Below are 16,093 nucleotides of genomic sequence, written 5' to 3'. Positions count from 1 at the left end.
GAGACACGCTATGTTGCGCAGACGCATGGGTCGGCCCGGTCTCATCGGTGCCGTTGCACGTACGGCCGTCGTCGCCGGAACCGCCACCGCCACGTCGAACGCCGTCAACCGCCGGCAGGCGGCCAAGGCCCAGGAACAGGCCGAGGCACAGGCGTACGAGCAACAGCAGTACGCCGCGGCCCAGCCGCCCACGCCGCCACCGGCCGCTCCGGCGGCCCCCGCGGCACCGGCGCAGAGCGATCTGACCGGTCAGCTCGCCAAGCTGGGTGAGCTGCACAGTCAGGGAGTGCTCAGCGACGAGGAGTTCGCAGCCGCCAAGCAGCGACTGCTCAGCTGACGGACACCAGGAGCGGGGGAGGACATGACGACCGGAACGCTGACCGTGTGGAAGTTCGACACTGCTGACGCAGCCGAGGAGACCATGCACGCGCTGGAGGAGCTGGCCCGTGAGGGCCTCATCGACCTCCACGACGCCGCGGCGCTCTCCTGGCCGTCGAGCACCACGAAGCTGACCAGCGAGCTGCATCCAGCCGCGGCCGGGGGCGGGGGAGAGCTGGGCGAGTCCTTCTGGGGGCTTCTGCTCGGCTACATCTTCTTCGTGCCGCTGCTCGGCGCGGCCATGGGCACCGCCACCGGGCTGTCCTCAGGAGCCCTGAGCGCCGTCGGGATCGACGACGGCTTCATCAACAGGGTCCGTGACCGCGTCACCCCCGGGACCTCGGCACTGTTCGTGCTGACCACGGACAGTGTCGTCGACACCGTCTTGGACACGCTCGGAGGGCGCCTGCCCTCCGATCCGATCTTCACCGACCTGACCCACGGCCAGGAAGCAGTGCTGCGCGACGTCTTCGGTGCCGGAGGATCGCCCGTTGCGGGTGAGCCCGCCGGCGCGGAAGCGGCCTAACTTCTCGTTCACTGAAGCGGTCGACGAGAAACCGCTACGACCACAGGGAGTACCCCATGAGCACCACCACACCACGAGGCGGAGGCTACGACACTCCGGTCAAGACCGCCTTCGCCTTCTCCGGCGCGATCTTCGCAGGCACCATCCTCACGACGGTAGGCATCTTCCAGATCCTCGCCGGCATCGCTGCCGTGGCCGAGGACAAGGTCTACGTCAACGGCATCGACTACGTCTATCAGTTCGACATCACCGCCTGGGGCTGGATCCACATCGTCCTGGGTGCGATCGCGATAGCGGTCGGCATCGGCATGATCCTGGGACAGACCTGGGCCCGTGTCGCCGGCATCGTGATCGCGGTCATCGGCTCGATCTCCGCGTTCATGTTCATGCCCTACTACCCGTTCTGGTCGCTCGCGATGCTGGCGCTCTACATCTTCGTCATCTGGTCGCTCGCACAGCTGATGTCGAGCCGTGCCGAGCTCTGACATGGCGAGCTCCGACATCCCCAGCTCCGACCGCCCGAGCCCCGACGTACGGGGCTCGGGCGTCGGGCCGGATCCGAGCGCGACGCCCGCTCCGGAGCGTCGCGTGGGCTCCGGGTCCGTGTTCGAGGGCCTCGGGGACTACTGGGGCCTGGTCCTGGCCTACGGGCTGGTCACCACGGTGCTCGGCGTCATCCTGGCGGTCTGGCCGAAGCAGACGCTCGTCGTCCTCGCGGTGATCGTGGCGATCCAGATCATCGTGTCGGGACTGTTCCGCCTCATCGCCGCCATAGCCGGCCGCTCCATGGACGGCGGCCTGCGGGCGGTCGTCGGCTTCTCGGGGGCGCTGGCGATCATCGTCGGCCTGCTGTTCCTGCGTGACCCGGTGCAGACGCTGCTCATCGTCACCCTCCTGCTCGGAGCCTGGTGGGTCATCGGAGGCATCGTCGACATCATCGGCGCCGTCCTCCGGCCGGACCCGGGCCGACGGATGTGGGACATCACCGCCGGGGCCATCACGGTCCTCGCCGGTGCCGTGCTCCTCATCAACCCGGAGCTGTCCCTGGGTGCGCTCCTGGTGGTCTCCTGCGTGTGGCTGATCGCCGTCGGCCTCATCGCCATCGTGATGGCCTTCCGCCTCCGCGCCGAGGCCAAGAGCTGAGGTTCGGACCCGGCCGAGAGCGAGCTCATCGCCTCGGCCGGGTCCGCGCGGAGATCGTCAGATGAGGTTCAGGCTCCGCGCCACCGCCAGCGCCTGACTGCGCCGCGAGGCGCCGAGCTTGGCGTACAGGCTGCTGACGTGGGTCTTCACCGTGTTCTCGGAGACGAACAGCGCGGCGCTGATGTCGGCGTACGTCGATCCACGCGCGAGCTCGCGAAGGACGTCGCGCTCCCGGGCGCTCAGGCCGGGGAGAGGCCCGGCCGACTCGTCGACGGTCTCGGTCGGCCGGGGCGTGCCCTGGTCGAAGTACGTCGTCAGGCTGGGCATGTCCGCCATGCCGGACGAGATCCGGCTGATCCAGCGTTGCGGCCGAAGGGCGGGGTACCTTCCCAGCATGGTCTGGACGGGCGTCCCCTGTCGGGTCCAGCCGAGGAACGGGATCGCGTTCTGGCGCACCTCGGTCTCGATCGCGACCTGCTGGAGGTGCTCGGCCGCTGCGGCCACGTCCCCCAGCTCGTGGAGCAGCTCCGCGCGTCCGACGAGCGCGACGCCCCGGGTCATCGGCTGGGACCAGGTCGCCTGCCGCGCGGCCGTTTCGAAGTGGTCCGCGGCGAGTCGCCGGTTTCCGTCGAGGTCGGCACGCAGCGCCTTGACCAGCGCGGCCTCGCCTGCCATCCCGCGCTCGGTGAGCGCGGCCTCCACGGTCTTCAGCGAACGCCGGTCGGTGGCCAGCGCGGCCAGCTCGGCCCGGTTGAGCAGCAGAGCCACCTGCAGGTGGTCCGGCAGCCGGAAGGCCCCGGGCAGGTCCAACGGCTCCCCGAGAATCTGGCGTGCCCGTACGACCGAGTGGCCGGACAGGGTGATGTGTGCCTCCCTGAGTCGCATCCAGAACCGGGTGCACAGGTCCGCGGGATGGAGCGTTGCGTCCGGGATCGGCGCCATCTCGAGCCAGGGGAGCCGTGCGGTGCGCGCCAGGGCTGCGGCCAGCGCGGTCCGGGTGCGGGTGAAGTCGCTACGAGGGCTCGGCTGGCGACCTTGGTCGGCCCGCTCGAGCAGGGTGGCGGCCTCGTCTGCGATCTCTCCGCAGGCCGCCTCGCGACCGAGCATGTACTCGGTCATCGCCAGGTGGCTGGAGGCGTCGGCCCCGACTGCCGGCATGTCCCAGGTGCGGGCCAGTCCGATCGCCGAGGTGAGGCTCTGCTCCGCCTCCAGCAGCTGACCGAGCCAGCTCTGGGTGATGCCGAGCTCGGTGAGCAGCTGCGGCAGGATGTCCGCCTCGCCGCCGGTGCCGTGCCTGCCCCGGACGACCTCGGCCGCCCTGTCGGCCGCCGGGCGGAGGGGCTCGAGACCGAGGCGCGCCCGCATCAGACCGATGCAGGCGAGCTCTTCCTCCGACATCGCCGCCGACTCCGCCAGGCACCGGTCGAGCCAGTGCTCGGCCTCGGGTACGTCGCCGTCGAGCCAGGCCTCGATCGCGAGGGCCAGCCACGCCCTCGGGGTGGTCTCGACGTGCTCGGCGAGGTTGCGTGCGAAGGCGCTGAGGCGGTCGCCGTTGCCCCGCATCACCGCCCGGATGCCGTCGTCGGCGAGCACGACCGCCATCTCCTCGTGGGCCCCGACGGCCTCGAGCCGGCGCAGCGCGCCTCGCGCTTCGCCACGCGTCCGGTCGATTCGGACGGCACGCACCACCGTCGATCGTGCCCGGGCGATGTCGACCCCGCCGGCGACCAGCCGGCGGCGTACGACCTCCGCGAGCAGCGGATGGATCCGGTAGGCCTCCTCGGCCCCAGCGTCGGGGACGAGCGGGACCGCGCGCGTCACCAGCAGCCCGGTGCTCTCCAGATCGGCCAGCGTCTCTCCGGCGCTCGGGTCCTGGGAGAGATGGGCGGCGGTCCTGGCGGTCACGACGGTCTCTGCGGACGTGCACAGCAGCAGGTGTCTCGCGCGTGCGGACAGCGACGCGAACACCTCGCTCGCCACCCGGTCACCGAGGCCGACGGTTCCGTCCTCGAAAGCGGCCTCGCCCGCCCTGCCCGGAGGGCTCGCATGGACCGACCGGGCCGCGAGGACGACCGCGGCACACCAGCCGCGGGCCTGCTGGACGATGGCGTCGATGACCGGTCTGGAGTGGGTGCGGGCGTGCTCGACGATGAGCGCCTCGGCTTCGGCGTCGGTCAGCTGCAGCACGTTGCCTCGTACGACCGAGAAGTTGCCGAGCAGCTCCGGCACGAGCCTGGTGAAGGGCAGGTCCCAACGGCTGATCATCACCAGCCGCATCGAGTCGGGGTCGTCGTTGAGTCTCTCGTTGAGCATCCGATGCGTGGCGGCGCGCAACAGGTGTGCGTCGTCGATGACGATGCGCGGGGGAGTGCCCTCTGCTGCCTCGTCGAGCATGTCGGAAAGCTGATCGGGGGTCATCGTGCCGTCGGCATCCACCCAGCGCTGTGCGCGTGGGGGTTCGTCGCCGGTCTGCTGCCGCAGCCATCCGGCGACCCCCAGGGTCTTGCCGGCACCGGCGGGCGCGATCAGCAGCGTGATCGCGGCATCGGCGGAGCGGTCGAGGTCGGCCCACAGGGAGCGGCGCGGCACGTAGACCCTCGGGAGGCGAGGCCATGGGGCGCTGGCTGGGTCGTCACCTGCCCTCGATGTGGGTACCACCACCGGCGCCTCGCGGCGCGGCATCGGTGCGGGTCCTTCTGTCGTCGAGTCTGTAGCGGGCGCTGACCTGCTGCGCTGCACAACCCCTCCCCTCAGTCAGAGCTCAGATGCCACGCCGGCGTCGTGCGCTCGTGCTGGGGGGAGTGTGCTGATGAGCGGCACCGCGCCGTCGGTGAGCCAGGCATGATTGTCCGGACTTCCCGCGATGCTTCTCAAAGTAAATGGCAAAAGATTGAGAAGGATCACCTATTTCAGGTGACCCGGGTCAGATCATCTTCGGGAACGTCATCAGCACGACTGCCAGGAGCACGAAGCCGACGCCGCCGATGCAGAGCAGCGCCCACTGAGCGCTGCGGCGGCGCATCCGCTCGGAGAGGGCCGCGAAGAAGAGCACGGAGGCGAAGCCGATGGTCAGCACCGTGTAGTTGTCGCCGCGCTGGTTGTTGCGGAGCGCCTGGCGGAACTTGCGGTCGGCCGTCGCGTCTGCGGCTCTCGCGTCGACGGACTCGGGGATGACGTACTCCTTCATGTCGAAGGGCGTGGCGGGAGCGTCGGGGTCCTTCAGCGGCCGGGTGTCGAGCCATCCCGGGAAGACCGTGGCTAACGGCTCCGGGAACCGCGCCTGGAGGAACTCGGTGAGCTCGGTGTCGCCGCTCTGATAGGCCTGGAGCCACTGCGTGAAGAGAGAGACCTGGACCGACAGCTTCCGGTTGGCCGTGGACTCCATCCGGGCGGCCTCGATCCGGTTCGTGGATGCCTGCGAGAACGAGATCGACATGGCGCCGCTCCACTTGCTGGCCTGGAAGCCGGTCCACGCGGTCAGGATCGCCGTCACGGACAGCAGCAGGATCGCGATCAGCTCGCGCCAATCCGTACGCGAGTGCTGAGGGGCCTCCGAGGTCGTCACGGTCCCAGCGTGCGTGCCCCGGGAGGTGTCGGTGATCGCCGGAAAGGGGTGAACCAGCGGACGCTGGCGACGGTTAGAGGGCCATCTGGTCGGGTGGCCAGTCACCCTCGTGCGGGTCGCGGTGGGTGCGTCCGGCCGACGGCCGCTCATGATCCGTGGGCTCGTCCTCGTCCTGCGCCACCCACGCGACGGCGTCCTCGTAGGCCTCCCGGGTGGCCTCCCAGATCACCGCGGTGCCCTGGTAGACCGAGCCTTCCGGGCCGAGCGTGCCGTCGGTCTGCAGCTGGCGCACCAGCCGCTCGTTGTCGGTGACGATCACCAGCCTGCTGCCGAGGTCGGCGAGCCCGGCGGCGTACGTCCCCAGCACCTCGAGCAGGGTCGCGCCGGCGTCGTCGGCGCCACGCAGCCGCAGGATCACCACTGACCTGCGTGAGGCCGGCGTCAGGTCGGGCATCTGCGAGCGCAGCGCGTTGGCCGTGGCGAAGAAGATCGGCCCGTACGGCTGGAGCACCACCACCTCGCGCTCGCCGAGGCTCCCCGGCGGGTTGGTCTCGATGACCCGTTGGTCCGCGCCCATCACCAGCCGGCGGGTGACCAGCCGTGAGGACTGGCCGATCACGAACAGCAGCACCGACAGTCCGACACCGACCAGCACGGCATATTGCAACGGCATCAGCAGGGTGAGCACCAGGGTCGTCAGCATCACCGTCAGCGGCACCGGCCCGGTCTTGCCGACCGCGATCAGCTTGGCTGGCTTGACGGTGCTGACACCGACCACGATCAGCAGTCCAGCGAGGGCCGGCATGGCGACGAGCTCGACGACGGCGGAGAAGAGAGCGATGACGGCGGCCATGACTGCGGCCGCGACCAGGAGTGCGAACCGGTTCCGGGCGCCTGCGTTGACGACCAGCGAGGTGGCCGACATCGACCCGCCCACGGGTACGCCGCGGAAGAGGCCGGAGGCGATGTTGCCCGCTCCCTGGCCGATGAAGTCGCGCGAGGGACTGGTGGTGCCGTCCGGGTTCGGGAAGCCCGCCGAGACCCCGGCGCCCTGGACCAGCCCGACGAACGCGAGCGCGGCGGCGGGGAGGAGGAGGTCGATCGTGGCCGACAGGTCGGGGAACACCGGGAGCGGCAGCGAGCCGGGCACCTCGGCGACGTCGGCGACCAGCGCCACGGTGTCGCTGCCCAGCGTGTTGAGCAAGGCGGCCAGCGCGGAGCCCACGGCGACGGCCACCACCAGTCCGGTGGCGCCCAGGCGGGTGCGCTGCAGGACGAGGATGCCCGCGACGGTGGTCAGGCCGACCACCAGCGACGCGAGGTCGACCCTGTGAAGGTGCAGGAGCAGGTCCAGCGCCGCGGTCACGCGGTTGCTTCCCTGGGAGTCGTAGCCGGTGAAATTGTCGAGCTGTCCGAGCACGATGCTGATCCCGACCGCGGAGATGAACCCCGTCATCACCGACTTGGACACGAACCGCAGCAGCCGGCCCAGGCGGAGCGCGCCGGCGACGATCATGACCACGCCGGTGAGGATCGACAGGGTGGCGAGCGCTCGCACCGGGTCGTCGTAGGCGTCGAGGTCGACGTCGGCGACGATGATCGCCATCGCCCCCGTGCCCTGGATCGCCATCGCCGCGGTCCCGGTGAACAGCGCCCCGCCGGCGAGCCCGAACAGGTAGCCGTAGAGCCCGGCGACCGGGTTCACCCCGGCGAGCAGACCGCTGGCGAGCCCGTCCGGGACCGACTCGATGCCGAGCACGGCGCCGGCGGCGGCATCGCGTCGGACCGTACGCCGATCGAAGAGATGGCGAGGCAGAGAGATCCGCTCGCGCAGCCAGGTCAGCACCGCACCATCGCAGCGCCGCTCGCGTGAGGCCGCCTCACCTGACTCGGGTGAGGCGGGTTACCTCGAACTTACGAACCGAAACGGGTTCCGTATTCCACCCGTAACCAGTCCGAAACGGCTGGGCCGAAGGCTTGATGCCATGACCAAGCCCCTCCGCGACGCCCACCGCCACATCGGCCGGCTGCCGGCGTATCCGTTCTACGGAGGCCCGGCGATCGCCGCCGACGTCACCGCGCGCGGCACCGTGAAGGAGCTGGTCGCGGACCTCGACGCCGATCGGATCGAGCGGGCGCTGGTGCTGCCGAACTACGGCGTGCCCGACCCGGACGCGGCCTTCGCTCTCAATCACCTGGCGATCGAGGCGGCTCAGAGCGACGACCGGATCCGGTGTGGCCTGTGGGTCTCGCCCAAGGCGGCCGACTCGGCCCGCAACGACGCGGCCCTCGCCCTCGCCGGCGAGGAGGGCGTGGCCGCGCTCAAGACCAGCTTCCTGCTCGGTGGGCATCCCGCCGACCCGGAGTGCCTCGAGCAGCTCGACAAGGTCTTCGCCACCGCCCGTGAGCACGACCTGACCGTGCACGTGCACACCTCGCCCGGCGCCGCCTCCGACGTCGACCAGATCGGCACGCTCGTGGAGCGCTACGCCCGGGACGTACGTCTCCATCTCGTGCACCTCGGCGGCGGGATGAGCGGCCACATGAAGCTCATCGGTGGCCGGCTCTTCGACTGGATCGAGGCCGGGATGCAGGTCTACACCGACACCAGCTGGGCGATCGGCTTCGCGCCGGCCTGGCTGGTCCAGGAGATCGAGCGCCGCGGCATCGGGCACGACCGCATCCTCTTCGCCACCGATGCGCCCTGGGGCGACTTCGCCGGCGAGCACGCCCGGCTGGCCGCCGCGGCCGGCGACGGCGAGCTCGCCGACGCCTTCTTCCACCACAACTTCTCAGCCCTCTACGGCTGAGACCGGCAGCTCGACTGCCGGCCGCTCGTCAAGGACGACGAGCCCGCTCCCACCCGCATCGCCCCTTCCACCTCTCTTGGAGACCCCAGTGACCACTGACACCGCTGACATCGACGCCCAGATCGCCGAGAACATGGCCAAGTCGCTCGGCGAGATCCCGCACCCCTCGCAGCAGCCGGGCACCAACATCTACGGCTCGACCAAGATCTTCCCCGACTACCAGGCCGAGGACGGGGAGACGTACTTCACCCTCGTCCACGGCATCCCGCACGAGTCCTCCGTCAGCTTCGTCGCCGTCCTGCAGGCGACCCGGGCGCTGCGCAAGGGCTTTGAGTCCGCCGTCTACTTCTACGGCCCCGGGACGCTGGCGTGCATGGCCTCGCGCGGCTTCCCGACGATGGGCGACGCCGCGTTCCCGGGGGAGACCAACGTCAACGGCGCGATCGAGACGTTCATCAAGGAGGGCGGCACCGTCTTCTGCTGCCGCTTCGGGATGGCGCTGCACGGCCTGCGCGAGGAGGACCTGATCGAGGGCGTCGTGCCCTCGCACCCGCTCGACGTCCAGGACGCGCTGATCCACTACGCCCGCAAGGGCGCCATCATCAACTCGACCTACAACCTCTGAGGGCCCGGCCATGACCTCGCCGATCTCGTCCAGCACCCGCGTCGACGTCGCCATCCAGGGGATCCGCCTGCTCGACGCCCCGGTTGCCCGCCGCTCGGGCGCGGGGCCGAGCGACGACGGGCACGTCCTCCTGGACGGGGTCGGCGCGGCCATCCCGCTCAACCCCCGCAGCCCCTATTCCGTACGCGGCGGAAAGCTGCTCCTCGACGGCGCCGACACCGGTCTCGGGGTCGAGGCCGTCGCCCGGCCACGCTTCTACGACCTGGTGACCGCCGACGGCGTCGGCTACGACAAGATCGCCCGTCTGCACTCGGCCAACGTGCTCGCCACCACCGTCGTGCAGACCTGTGCGCGCTACGAGGTGGAGGAGCGCTGCCGGTTCTGCGCGATCGAGGAGTCGCTGCGCCAGGGCTCCACGATCGCGGTCAAGCAGCCCGCCCAACTCGCCGAGGTCGCCAAGGCGGCGGTCGAGCTTGACGGCGTCACCCAGATGGTGATGACCACCGGCACCTCCCGCGGCCGCGACCGCGGCGCGACACATCTGGCACGCTGCGTGCGCGCAGTGCGCGAGGCGGTGCCCGACCTCCCCATCCAGGTGCAGTGCGAGCCACCTGGCGACCTCGCCTCGATCCAGGAGCTGTACGACGCCGGTGCCCGCTCGATCGGGATCCACGTCGAGTCCCTCGACGAGTCGGCACGGCTCCGCTGGATGCCGGGCAAGGGCTCGGTGCCCATGAGCGAATACAGGGCAGCCTGGGCGGAAGCGGTCCGGGTCTTCGGCTGGAACCAGGTCTCGACCTACCTCCTGGTCGGTCTCGGCGAGGACCCCGACGAGCTGGTCGCCGGCTGCGAGGAGCTCATCGCCATGGGCGTCTACCCCTTCGTCGTGCCCTACCGTCCGCTGGCGGGCACTCTGGCCAAGGACGTCGACGGCGTCGAGGCGCCGCCGCACGCCGACGTCTACCGGGTCACCTCCCGGGTCGCCGCGCTGCTGCGCCGGGCCGGCATGGCCGGCGCGGACCAGGCCGCCGGCTGCGCCTCGTGTGGTGCCTGCTCGGCACTCGGTGCCTGTGGGGAGGAATCGGCATGACCGAGCTCCTCGACGACGTCATCCTCGCTGGTGCTGTACGCCGCTCGCCGAGCCTCGAGGGCTACACCGTGGTCCGGGCCGAGACCGCGGCCGACCTGAAGGCGTACCTCCGGCTGCGCCGGGAGGTCTTCGTCACCGAGCAAAGCCTCTTCCCGGGCTCCGACCTCGACGACGTCGACGACGACCCACGCCGGATCGTCCTGCTCGCCCGCTCGGACGACGGCGAGGTCCTGGGTGGCGTACGCCTTCATCCGGCGCAGCCGGAGGGTCGCGATGTGGGCTGGTGGCGGGGGAGCCGGCTGGCGGTCAAGCAGGACGCCCGCCAGCTTCTCGGTGTCGGTGCGGCGCTGGTTCGGGCGGCCTGCGCGGCGGCCGAGCAGGCCGGTGCGCTCCGCTTCGACGCCACCGTCCAGTCCCGGAACGAGGGGCTGTTCCGCAGGCTCGGCTGGATCCCGCGCGAGCGGGTTCACCTCCACGACATGACCCATGTCGTGATGGAGTGGCCGGTCCGGCGCATCCGGCAGCTGTCCGAGGCCACCAAGTCGCCGCTGGGCGACCTGGTCGGTGCCCTGGTGGGCCAGTCGACCCCGGGATTCCAGGGTGACGACGGGGCTCCGGTCCCGGGCAGCGACCTCGTCGCGGCCTGCGACGCGATCCTTCCCTCGATGGTCGAGCGCGACCCCGAGTGGGCCGGCTGGTGTGCGGTCCTGGTCAACGTCAACGACCTGTCCGCGATGGGCGCGGAACCGGTCGGCCTGCTCGACGCCATCGGGGCCCGCGACGCCTCCTTCGCGCGCCGGATCGTGCGCGGCCTGGCCGAGGCCGCGCAGGCGTGGGGCGTACCCGTCCTCGGCGGACACACCCAGCTCGGCGTCCCGGCCGCGCTCTCGGTGACCGCGCTGGGACGCACCGAGTGGCCTGTCCCGGGCGGTGGGGGAGCACCCGGTGATGTCCTGAGGCTGAGCGCAGACCTGGGCGGAGGGTGGCGACCCGGCTATCGCGGCCGTCAGTGGGACTCGTCCTCGCATCGCACCTCGGCCGAGCTGCGGGCACTGTCCGGAGTCGTGCCGTCGCTGGCACCGACGGCGGCAAAGGACGTCAGCATGGCCGGGGTGGTCGGCACCGCGGGGATGCTGGCCGAGGCGAGCGGCTGCCGCGCGATCATCGACGTCGGCGCCGTCCCAACCCCGGCCACAGCCTCGACCGCGGACTGGCTCACCTGCTTCCCGGGTTTCGCGATGCTCACCGCGGAGGCGGCCGCTCGCACCGAACCCGAGCTGCCCGGCTTCCTCTCCTCGGCCGTCTGCGGCGAGCTCGTTCCCGGCACGGGCGTCGGCCTGCGCTGGCTGGACGGCACCGTCACCGACGCCATCGACCACACCGTCACCGGACTAGGACCTGCTTCATGACCACCAGCACTCAGCCCGGCACCGCCGTGGCCGCCGTCTGCGCCGGCTTCGGCCGCGACGTGGACCAGAACCTCGCCCAGATCGGCGGCCTCATCGAGGACGCCCGACAGGCCGGGGTCGGCCTGCTCGCCCTCCCCGAGGCCTGCCTCGGCGGCTACCTCTCCGTCCTCGGCGCTGGCCGCGACGGCAGCCACGACGAGACGCCCGAGGACCTCCCGCCGGTGATGGACATCGACGGACCCGAGCTCCGGCGCGTCGCCGAGCTGGCCGGAGACATGACCGTGGTCGTCGGGTTGTGCGAGTCCGACGGCGCGGACCGCTACAACACCGCCGCCGTCGTCACCGGCGACGGCGTGCTGGGCGCCCACCGCAAGGTCCACCAGCCGCTCGGCGAGAACCTCTACTACGCGGCCGGGGAGGGATTCGGCTGCGTGGACACACCGGCCGGCCGGATCGGCACGATGATCTGCTACGACAAGGCGTTCCCCGAGGGAGCGCGGGCGCTGGCCGTCGACGGCGCCGAGATCATCGCCTGCATCTCCGCCTGGCCTGCCTCGCGCACCGCCACCAGCGCCTCCATCGAGGACGACCGGTGGACGAAGCGGTTCAACCTCTTCGACGCCGCCCGGGCTCTCGAGAACCAGGTGGTCTGGCTGGCCTCCAACCAGCACGGGACGTTCGGCAAGCTCCGCTTCGTCGCCAACGCGAAGGTGGTCGGTCCGGGAGGCGACATCTTGGCGACCACCGGCGTCGACGCCGGCATGGCCGTGGCCGAGCTGGACGTACCCAGTGCTCTGACGACGGCGCGGCGGGCGATGTTCCACCTCCGTGACCGCCGGCCGGGGGCGTACCCCTCCGCGCTGGCGACCGCCGAGCCGCTCTCCCAGGTGGGTGAGGGGCATGCCTGAGATGACCTTCACCGTGCGCTGGCCCGACGGCAGGGTCGAGGACTGCTACTCACCCTCGCTGGTGGTGCACGACCATCTGGTCACCGGCCGGACCTACGCCGTCGAGGACTTCCTCGACCGCAGCCTCACCGCCCTGGCCACCGCCTCCGAGCGCGTCCGGGCGAAGTTCGGCTTCGCCTGCACCAGCGCGATGGCGACGTCCGACCAGCTGCGGGCCTCGGCCGCGGCGTACGCCTCCGACCAGCGCGTCACCGTCCTCGCCATGCACCCGCCCCTTCCCGTCACCCCGAAGCAGGAGTCCCGATGACCACCCACCGCGCCACCGTCGCGATCGTCGGCGGGGGACAGGCCGGCCTGGCCGCGAGCTGGTTCCTCGTCCGTGACGGGGTCGACCATGTCGTCCTCGAGGCGGGCACCGCCGGCCACGAGTGGGCCGACACCCGCTGGGACAACTTCACCCTCGTGACGCCCAACTGGCACTGCCGCCTGCCCGGCTACGAGTACGCCGGGCCCGACCCGGACGGCTTCATGACCCGCGACGAGGTGGTGGCGTGGCTCGCCGGCTACGCGCCGACCTTCGGCCCTCCGCTGCGCGAGCACACCCGGGTGACCTCGCTGACCCAACGCGCGGGAGGCGGGTTCCTGGTCGAGGCCGAGGGCCCCGATGGCGCCGAGACCTGGGAGGTCGAGCACGTCGTGGTCGCCACCGGCGGCTACCACATGCCGGTCGTCCCGGCCTGGGCGCCAGCCCTCGACCCCGCCATCGACCAGCTGCACTCGGCCGACTACAAGAGCGCCTCGCGGCTTCGCCCGGGCGGCGTGCTGGTGGTCGGCTCGGGCCAGTCCGGTGCGCAGATCGCCGAGGACCTGCACCTGGAGGGACGTCAGGTGCATCTCGCGATCGGCGACGCACCCCGGGTCGCCCGGTTCCACCGCGGCCGCGACTGCATGACCTGGCTGGCCGAGATGGGGCTCTACGACACCCCGGTCACCAGCTATCCGGGCGGCCTGGCCGCGCGGGAGAAGACCAACCACTACGTCACCGGTCGCGACGGTGGACGCGACATCGATCTGCGCCAGTTCGCGGCCGAGGGCATGCGGCTCTATGGCCGGCTCGCCTCCGGGGCCGGCACCGACCTCGTGCTCGAGCCGACGTTGCGGGAGGCGCTCGGCTCCGCCGACGACGTCTACCGCTCGATCTGCCGCGACATCGACGCGCACATCGCCGCTCGGGGCCTCGACGTCCCACCCGCGGAGCCCTATCGCCCGGTCTGGGAGCCGGAGTCGGATCCCACCTCCCTCGACCTCGCCGCGGCGGGTGTCTCGACGGTGATCTGGGCGATCGGCTACCGGCCCGACTACCGATGGGTCCGTGTGGGTGTCTTCGACGGCACCGGACGACCTACCCACACCCGTGGCGTTACCGCGGTCCCCGGGCTCTCCTTCCTCGGCCTGCCCTGGCTGCACACGTGGGGCTCGGGGCGCTACCTCGGCATCGCCGCCGACGCGGAGCACATCGCCGGCACGATCACCGGCAATGGCCTTCGGGCCGTCGAGCGCGCCGCCGAGCTGGCCCGGCGCCGCTCGCCCGGCCCGCTGGACACCTCGGCCGCGGTCGCCTGAGGCATCGTCCACCCAGGATCGAGGACGGATAGGTTGAGGAGCATGTCGAAGGTACGCATCGGGGCGGTCGCGGCCCACTTCGGACGCGATCTGCCGCGCGCGGTCGCCAAGCTCGAGGGGATCGTCGAGGACGCCCGGCGCAACGACGTACGCCTCCTGGTGCTGCCGGACGCGACCCTCGGTGGCTACCTCTCCGACCTGCGTCACCCCGACCCGCACGCGTTGCCGCCGGCCCTGGCCGAGGACTCCTTCGAGATCGGCCGGATGATCGCGATGGCCGGCGAGATGGTGGTCTGCCTGGGGTACGCCGAGGAGGTCGTCGTCGACGGTCAGGCGCGGCTCTACAACTCCGCCGTCTGTCTCAGCGGTGACGGCGTGCTCGGCCGGCACCGCAAGGTGCACCAGCCCGCCGGCGAGTCGCTGGTCTACGCGGCGGGGGAGGGGTTCGCGGCCTTCGACACCCCGGTCGGGCGGCTCGGGATGCTCATCGACTACGACAAGACCTTCCCGGAGGCGGCCCGCACCCTCGCCCTCGACGGCGCCTCGGTGATCGCCTGCCTCTCCGCCTGGCCGGCCTCGGTGACCGACCGCGCCTCGCGTCTCCCGCAGGACCGCCAGTCCCGGCTCTTCGACCTCTACGACCAGGCCCGGGCCGCCGAGAACCAGGTCGTCTGGGTCTCCTCCAACCAGACCGGCGTCATGGGCGGGCTGCGGTTCCTGGGACAGGCCAAGGTGGTCGGTCCCGGTGGCGAGATCCTGGCCCGCACGACCTCGAAGGGCGGCCTGGCCGTCGCGGAGATCGACGTCGAGGCGGAGATCGCCCGGTCGCGGCGGGTCCTCCACCACCTCAAGGAGCTGACCCCGACGGCGTACACGTTCCCGGGGAGCTCGCGATGAGGATCGCGCTGCTGACGTACTCCACCCGGCCCCGCGGTGGGGTCGTGCACACGCTGGCGCTGGCCGAGGCACTCGCGGCGCTCGGCGAGGACGTCCACGTCTGGACCCTCGGCCGCCACGGCGACACCGCGTTCTTCCGGCCGGTCGACCCCGCCGTCACGGTCCACGCGGTGCCCTTCGAGGCCCGCGACGAGGAGACGGTGGGGGAGCGGATCGTACGTTCCATCGACGTCCTGCGAGCCGCCTTCGCGCAGCAGCGGGACCGCTACGATATCGTGCACGCCCAGGACTGCATCAGCGCCAACGCCGCCCTGCCCTGCATCCGCACCATCCACCACCTCGACCACTTCACCACCCCGCAGCTCGCCGCCTGCCACGAGAAGGCCGTCGTCGATCCGTACGCCCGCATCTGCGTCTCGCAGTCGGTGGCGGACGAGGTCGCGGCCGGATGGGGGCTCACCCCCACCGTCATCCCAAACGGCGTCGACGCCGCCCGGTTCGCGGCCGGAGCCACCGACGCCGCCGGGCGTGCGGCGTGGCGGGCGCGGCTCGGCCGCTACTTGCTCGCCCTCGGTGGGATCGAGCCGCGCAAGGGATCGCTCGACCTGCTCGAGGCGTACGCCGCGCTGCGCGCCTCCGATCCCGGTCAGGCCGACCTGACGCTGGTCTTCGGTGGCGGGGAGACCCTCTTCGACTACCGCGACTATCGGGCGGCGTTCGACGCCCGGGTCCGCGAGCTGGACGTGCCCGTCGTCATCACCGGAGTGCTCGAGGAGGACGAGCTCCCATCGCTGGTCGCCGAGGCCGGCGCCCTCGCGATGGTGTCGACCAAGGAAGGGTTCGGGCTCGCGGCCCTGGAGGCCCTGGCCGCGGGCGTACCCGTCGTCGCCCGTGACCTGCCCGTGCTCCGCGAGGTCTTCGCCGAGACCGTCGCCTACGCCACGACGCCGGCAGAGATCTCCGTCGCGCTGGGCAAGATCCTGGACACGCGGCCGGACCCGACCGGCGGGCGGGACCTCGCCGCCGGCTACACCTGGGCTCGCGCCGCCCGCGCCCACCGCGAGTTCTACAGCCGCATCTGAGGTTCCTGAGCCGTGCCGGGTTGACAGTCGCCGGTGA

General features: G+C 71.4%; 16 protein-coding genes. 13 read left to right on the top strand and 3 right to left on the bottom strand.

Annotation, left to right across the window (positions count from 1 at the left end):
- Window positions 1–10 precede the first annotated feature (10 nt).
- The 4 genes from AB0F44_RS02505 to AB0F44_RS02490 are packed head-to-tail and all read left to right on the top strand — an operon-like array spanning window position 11 to window position 2,047.
- Window positions 11–337 (top strand): SHOCT domain-containing protein, encoded by a 327-nt coding sequence (locus tag AB0F44_RS02505; RefSeq protein ID WP_357352319.1) that lies wholly within the window; start codon window positions 11–13, stop codon window positions 335–337.
- A 24-nt stretch (window positions 338–361) separates the two neighbouring features.
- Window positions 362–904 carry a DUF1269 domain-containing protein gene (locus AB0F44_RS02500; RefSeq protein WP_357352317.1) on the top strand — a complete coding sequence of 181 codons (543 nt, stop codon included), beginning with the start codon at window positions 362–364 and terminating at the stop codon, window positions 902–904.
- 56 nt (window positions 905–960) lie between these two features.
- Window positions 961–1,389, top strand: a complete 429-nt coding sequence (locus tag AB0F44_RS02495; RefSeq protein WP_357352315.1) for a hypothetical protein — start codon at window positions 961–963, stop codon at window positions 1,387–1,389.
- A complete protein-coding gene (locus AB0F44_RS02490; protein ID WP_357352313.1) occupies window positions 1,376–2,047 on the top strand; it encodes an HdeD family acid-resistance protein in 672 nt (223 codons plus the stop codon). The genes AB0F44_RS02495 and AB0F44_RS02490 overlap by 14 nt, the downstream gene beginning before the upstream one ends.
- A gap of 57 nt (window positions 2,048–2,104) precedes the next feature.
- On the opposite strand, the gene AB0F44_RS02485 is transcribed toward AB0F44_RS02490, so the two are convergent.
- The 3 genes from AB0F44_RS02485 to AB0F44_RS02475 all read right to left on the bottom strand — a co-directional run bounded on the left by AB0F44_RS02485 (window position 2,105) and on the right by AB0F44_RS02475 (window position 7,458).
- Complete coding sequence (locus tag AB0F44_RS02485; protein WP_357352311.1) at window positions 2,105–4,636, bottom strand: LuxR C-terminal-related transcriptional regulator; 2,532 nt, start codon at window positions 4,634–4,636, stop codon at window positions 2,105–2,107.
- Between the two features lie 334 nt (window positions 4,637–4,970).
- Entirely contained in the window at window positions 4,971–5,612 is a 642-nt protein-coding gene (locus AB0F44_RS02480) for a hypothetical protein (protein WP_357352309.1), read from the bottom strand.
- 73 nt (window positions 5,613–5,685) lie between these two features.
- Entirely contained in the window at window positions 5,686–7,458 is a 1,773-nt protein-coding gene (locus tag AB0F44_RS02475; protein ID WP_357352307.1) for a SulP family inorganic anion transporter, read from the bottom strand.
- 139 nt (window positions 7,459–7,597) lie between these two features.
- Between AB0F44_RS02475 and AB0F44_RS02470 the strand changes: the two genes are divergently transcribed.
- The 9 genes from AB0F44_RS02470 to AB0F44_RS02430 all read left to right on the top strand — a co-directional run bounded on the left by AB0F44_RS02470 (window position 7,598) and on the right by AB0F44_RS02430 (window position 16,056).
- Window positions 7,598–8,422, top strand: coding sequence for an amidohydrolase family protein (locus tag AB0F44_RS02470; protein WP_357352305.1), 825 nt, complete (start codon window positions 7,598–7,600; stop codon window positions 8,420–8,422).
- Between the two features lie 88 nt (window positions 8,423–8,510).
- Window positions 8,511–9,047 carry an MSMEG_0572/Sll0783 family nitrogen starvation response protein gene (locus AB0F44_RS02465; protein ID WP_350657899.1) on the top strand — a complete coding sequence of 179 codons (537 nt, stop codon included), beginning with the start codon at window positions 8,511–8,513 and terminating at the stop codon, window positions 9,045–9,047.
- A gap of 10 nt (window positions 9,048–9,057) precedes the next feature.
- Window positions 9,058–10,137: an MSMEG_0568 family radical SAM protein gene (locus AB0F44_RS02460; protein WP_357352302.1), complete on the top strand. Its 1,080-nt coding sequence runs from the start codon at window positions 9,058–9,060 to the stop codon at window positions 10,135–10,137.
- Window positions 10,134–11,546 carry an MSMEG_0567/sll0787 family protein gene (locus tag AB0F44_RS02455; protein WP_357352300.1) on the top strand — a complete coding sequence of 471 codons (1,413 nt, stop codon included), beginning with the start codon at window positions 10,134–10,136 and terminating at the stop codon, window positions 11,544–11,546. Before AB0F44_RS02460 ends, AB0F44_RS02455 begins: the two co-directional genes overlap by 4 nt.
- A complete protein-coding gene (locus AB0F44_RS02450) occupies window positions 11,543–12,454 on the top strand; it encodes a carbon-nitrogen hydrolase family protein (RefSeq protein WP_357352298.1) in 912 nt (303 codons plus the stop codon). The genes AB0F44_RS02455 and AB0F44_RS02450 overlap by 4 nt, the downstream gene beginning before the upstream one ends.
- Entirely contained in the window at window positions 12,447–12,761 is a 315-nt protein-coding gene (locus AB0F44_RS02445) for an MSMEG_0570 family nitrogen starvation response protein (protein ID WP_357352296.1), read from the top strand. The genes AB0F44_RS02450 and AB0F44_RS02445 overlap by 8 nt, the downstream gene beginning before the upstream one ends.
- The gene (locus tag AB0F44_RS02440) at window positions 12,758–14,077 is read left to right on the top strand and encodes an MSMEG_0569 family flavin-dependent oxidoreductase (RefSeq protein WP_357352294.1); all 1,320 of its coding nucleotides are present in this window, start codon (window positions 12,758–12,760) and stop codon (window positions 14,075–14,077) included. The genes AB0F44_RS02445 and AB0F44_RS02440 overlap by 4 nt, the downstream gene beginning before the upstream one ends.
- Window positions 14,078–14,119: 42 nt before the next feature.
- Entirely contained in the window at window positions 14,120–14,974 is an 855-nt protein-coding gene (locus AB0F44_RS02435; RefSeq protein WP_357352292.1) for a carbon-nitrogen hydrolase family protein, read from the top strand.
- Window positions 14,971–16,056, top strand: a complete 1,086-nt coding sequence (locus AB0F44_RS02430; RefSeq protein ID WP_357352290.1) for an MSMEG_0565 family glycosyltransferase — start codon at window positions 14,971–14,973, stop codon at window positions 16,054–16,056. The genes AB0F44_RS02435 and AB0F44_RS02430 overlap by 4 nt, the downstream gene beginning before the upstream one ends.
- Window positions 16,057–16,093: the final 37 nt, after the last annotated feature.

This window comes from Nocardioides sp. NPDC023903 (assembly GCF_040639295.1).
Lineage (GTDB): Bacteria > Actinomycetota > Actinomycetes > Propionibacteriales > Nocardioidaceae > Nocardioides.
The sequence above is the reverse complement of the archived record's forward strand: the minus strand, read 5'-3'. Positions and strand labels throughout refer to the sequence as shown.

Coding starts and splice junctions, on each gene's coding strand:
- AB0F44_RS02505 (WP_357352319.1), top strand. CDS start 11: ATGTTGCGCAGACGCATGGGTCGGCCCGGTCTCATCGGTGCCGTTGCA.
- AB0F44_RS02500 (WP_357352317.1), top strand. CDS start 362: ATGACGACCGGAACGCTGACCGTGTGGAAGTTCGACACTGCTGACGCA.
- AB0F44_RS02495 (WP_357352315.1), top strand. CDS start 961: ATGAGCACCACCACACCACGAGGCGGAGGCTACGACACTCCGGTCAAG.
- AB0F44_RS02470 (WP_357352305.1), top strand. CDS start 7,598: ATGACCAAGCCCCTCCGCGACGCCCACCGCCACATCGGCCGGCTGCCG.
- AB0F44_RS02460 (WP_357352302.1), top strand. CDS start 9,058: ATGACCTCGCCGATCTCGTCCAGCACCCGCGTCGACGTCGCCATCCAG.
- AB0F44_RS02455 (WP_357352300.1), top strand. CDS start 10,134: ATGACCGAGCTCCTCGACGACGTCATCCTCGCTGGTGCTGTACGCCGC.
- AB0F44_RS02450 (WP_357352298.1), top strand. CDS start 11,543: ATGACCACCAGCACTCAGCCCGGCACCGCCGTGGCCGCCGTCTGCGCC.
- AB0F44_RS02445 (WP_357352296.1), top strand. CDS start 12,447: ATGCCTGAGATGACCTTCACCGTGCGCTGGCCCGACGGCAGGGTCGAG.
- AB0F44_RS02440 (WP_357352294.1), top strand. CDS start 12,758: ATGACCACCCACCGCGCCACCGTCGCGATCGTCGGCGGGGGACAGGCC.
- AB0F44_RS02435 (WP_357352292.1), top strand. CDS start 14,120: ATGTCGAAGGTACGCATCGGGGCGGTCGCGGCCCACTTCGGACGCGAT.
- AB0F44_RS02430 (WP_357352290.1), top strand. CDS start 14,971: ATGAGGATCGCGCTGCTGACGTACTCCACCCGGCCCCGCGGTGGGGTC.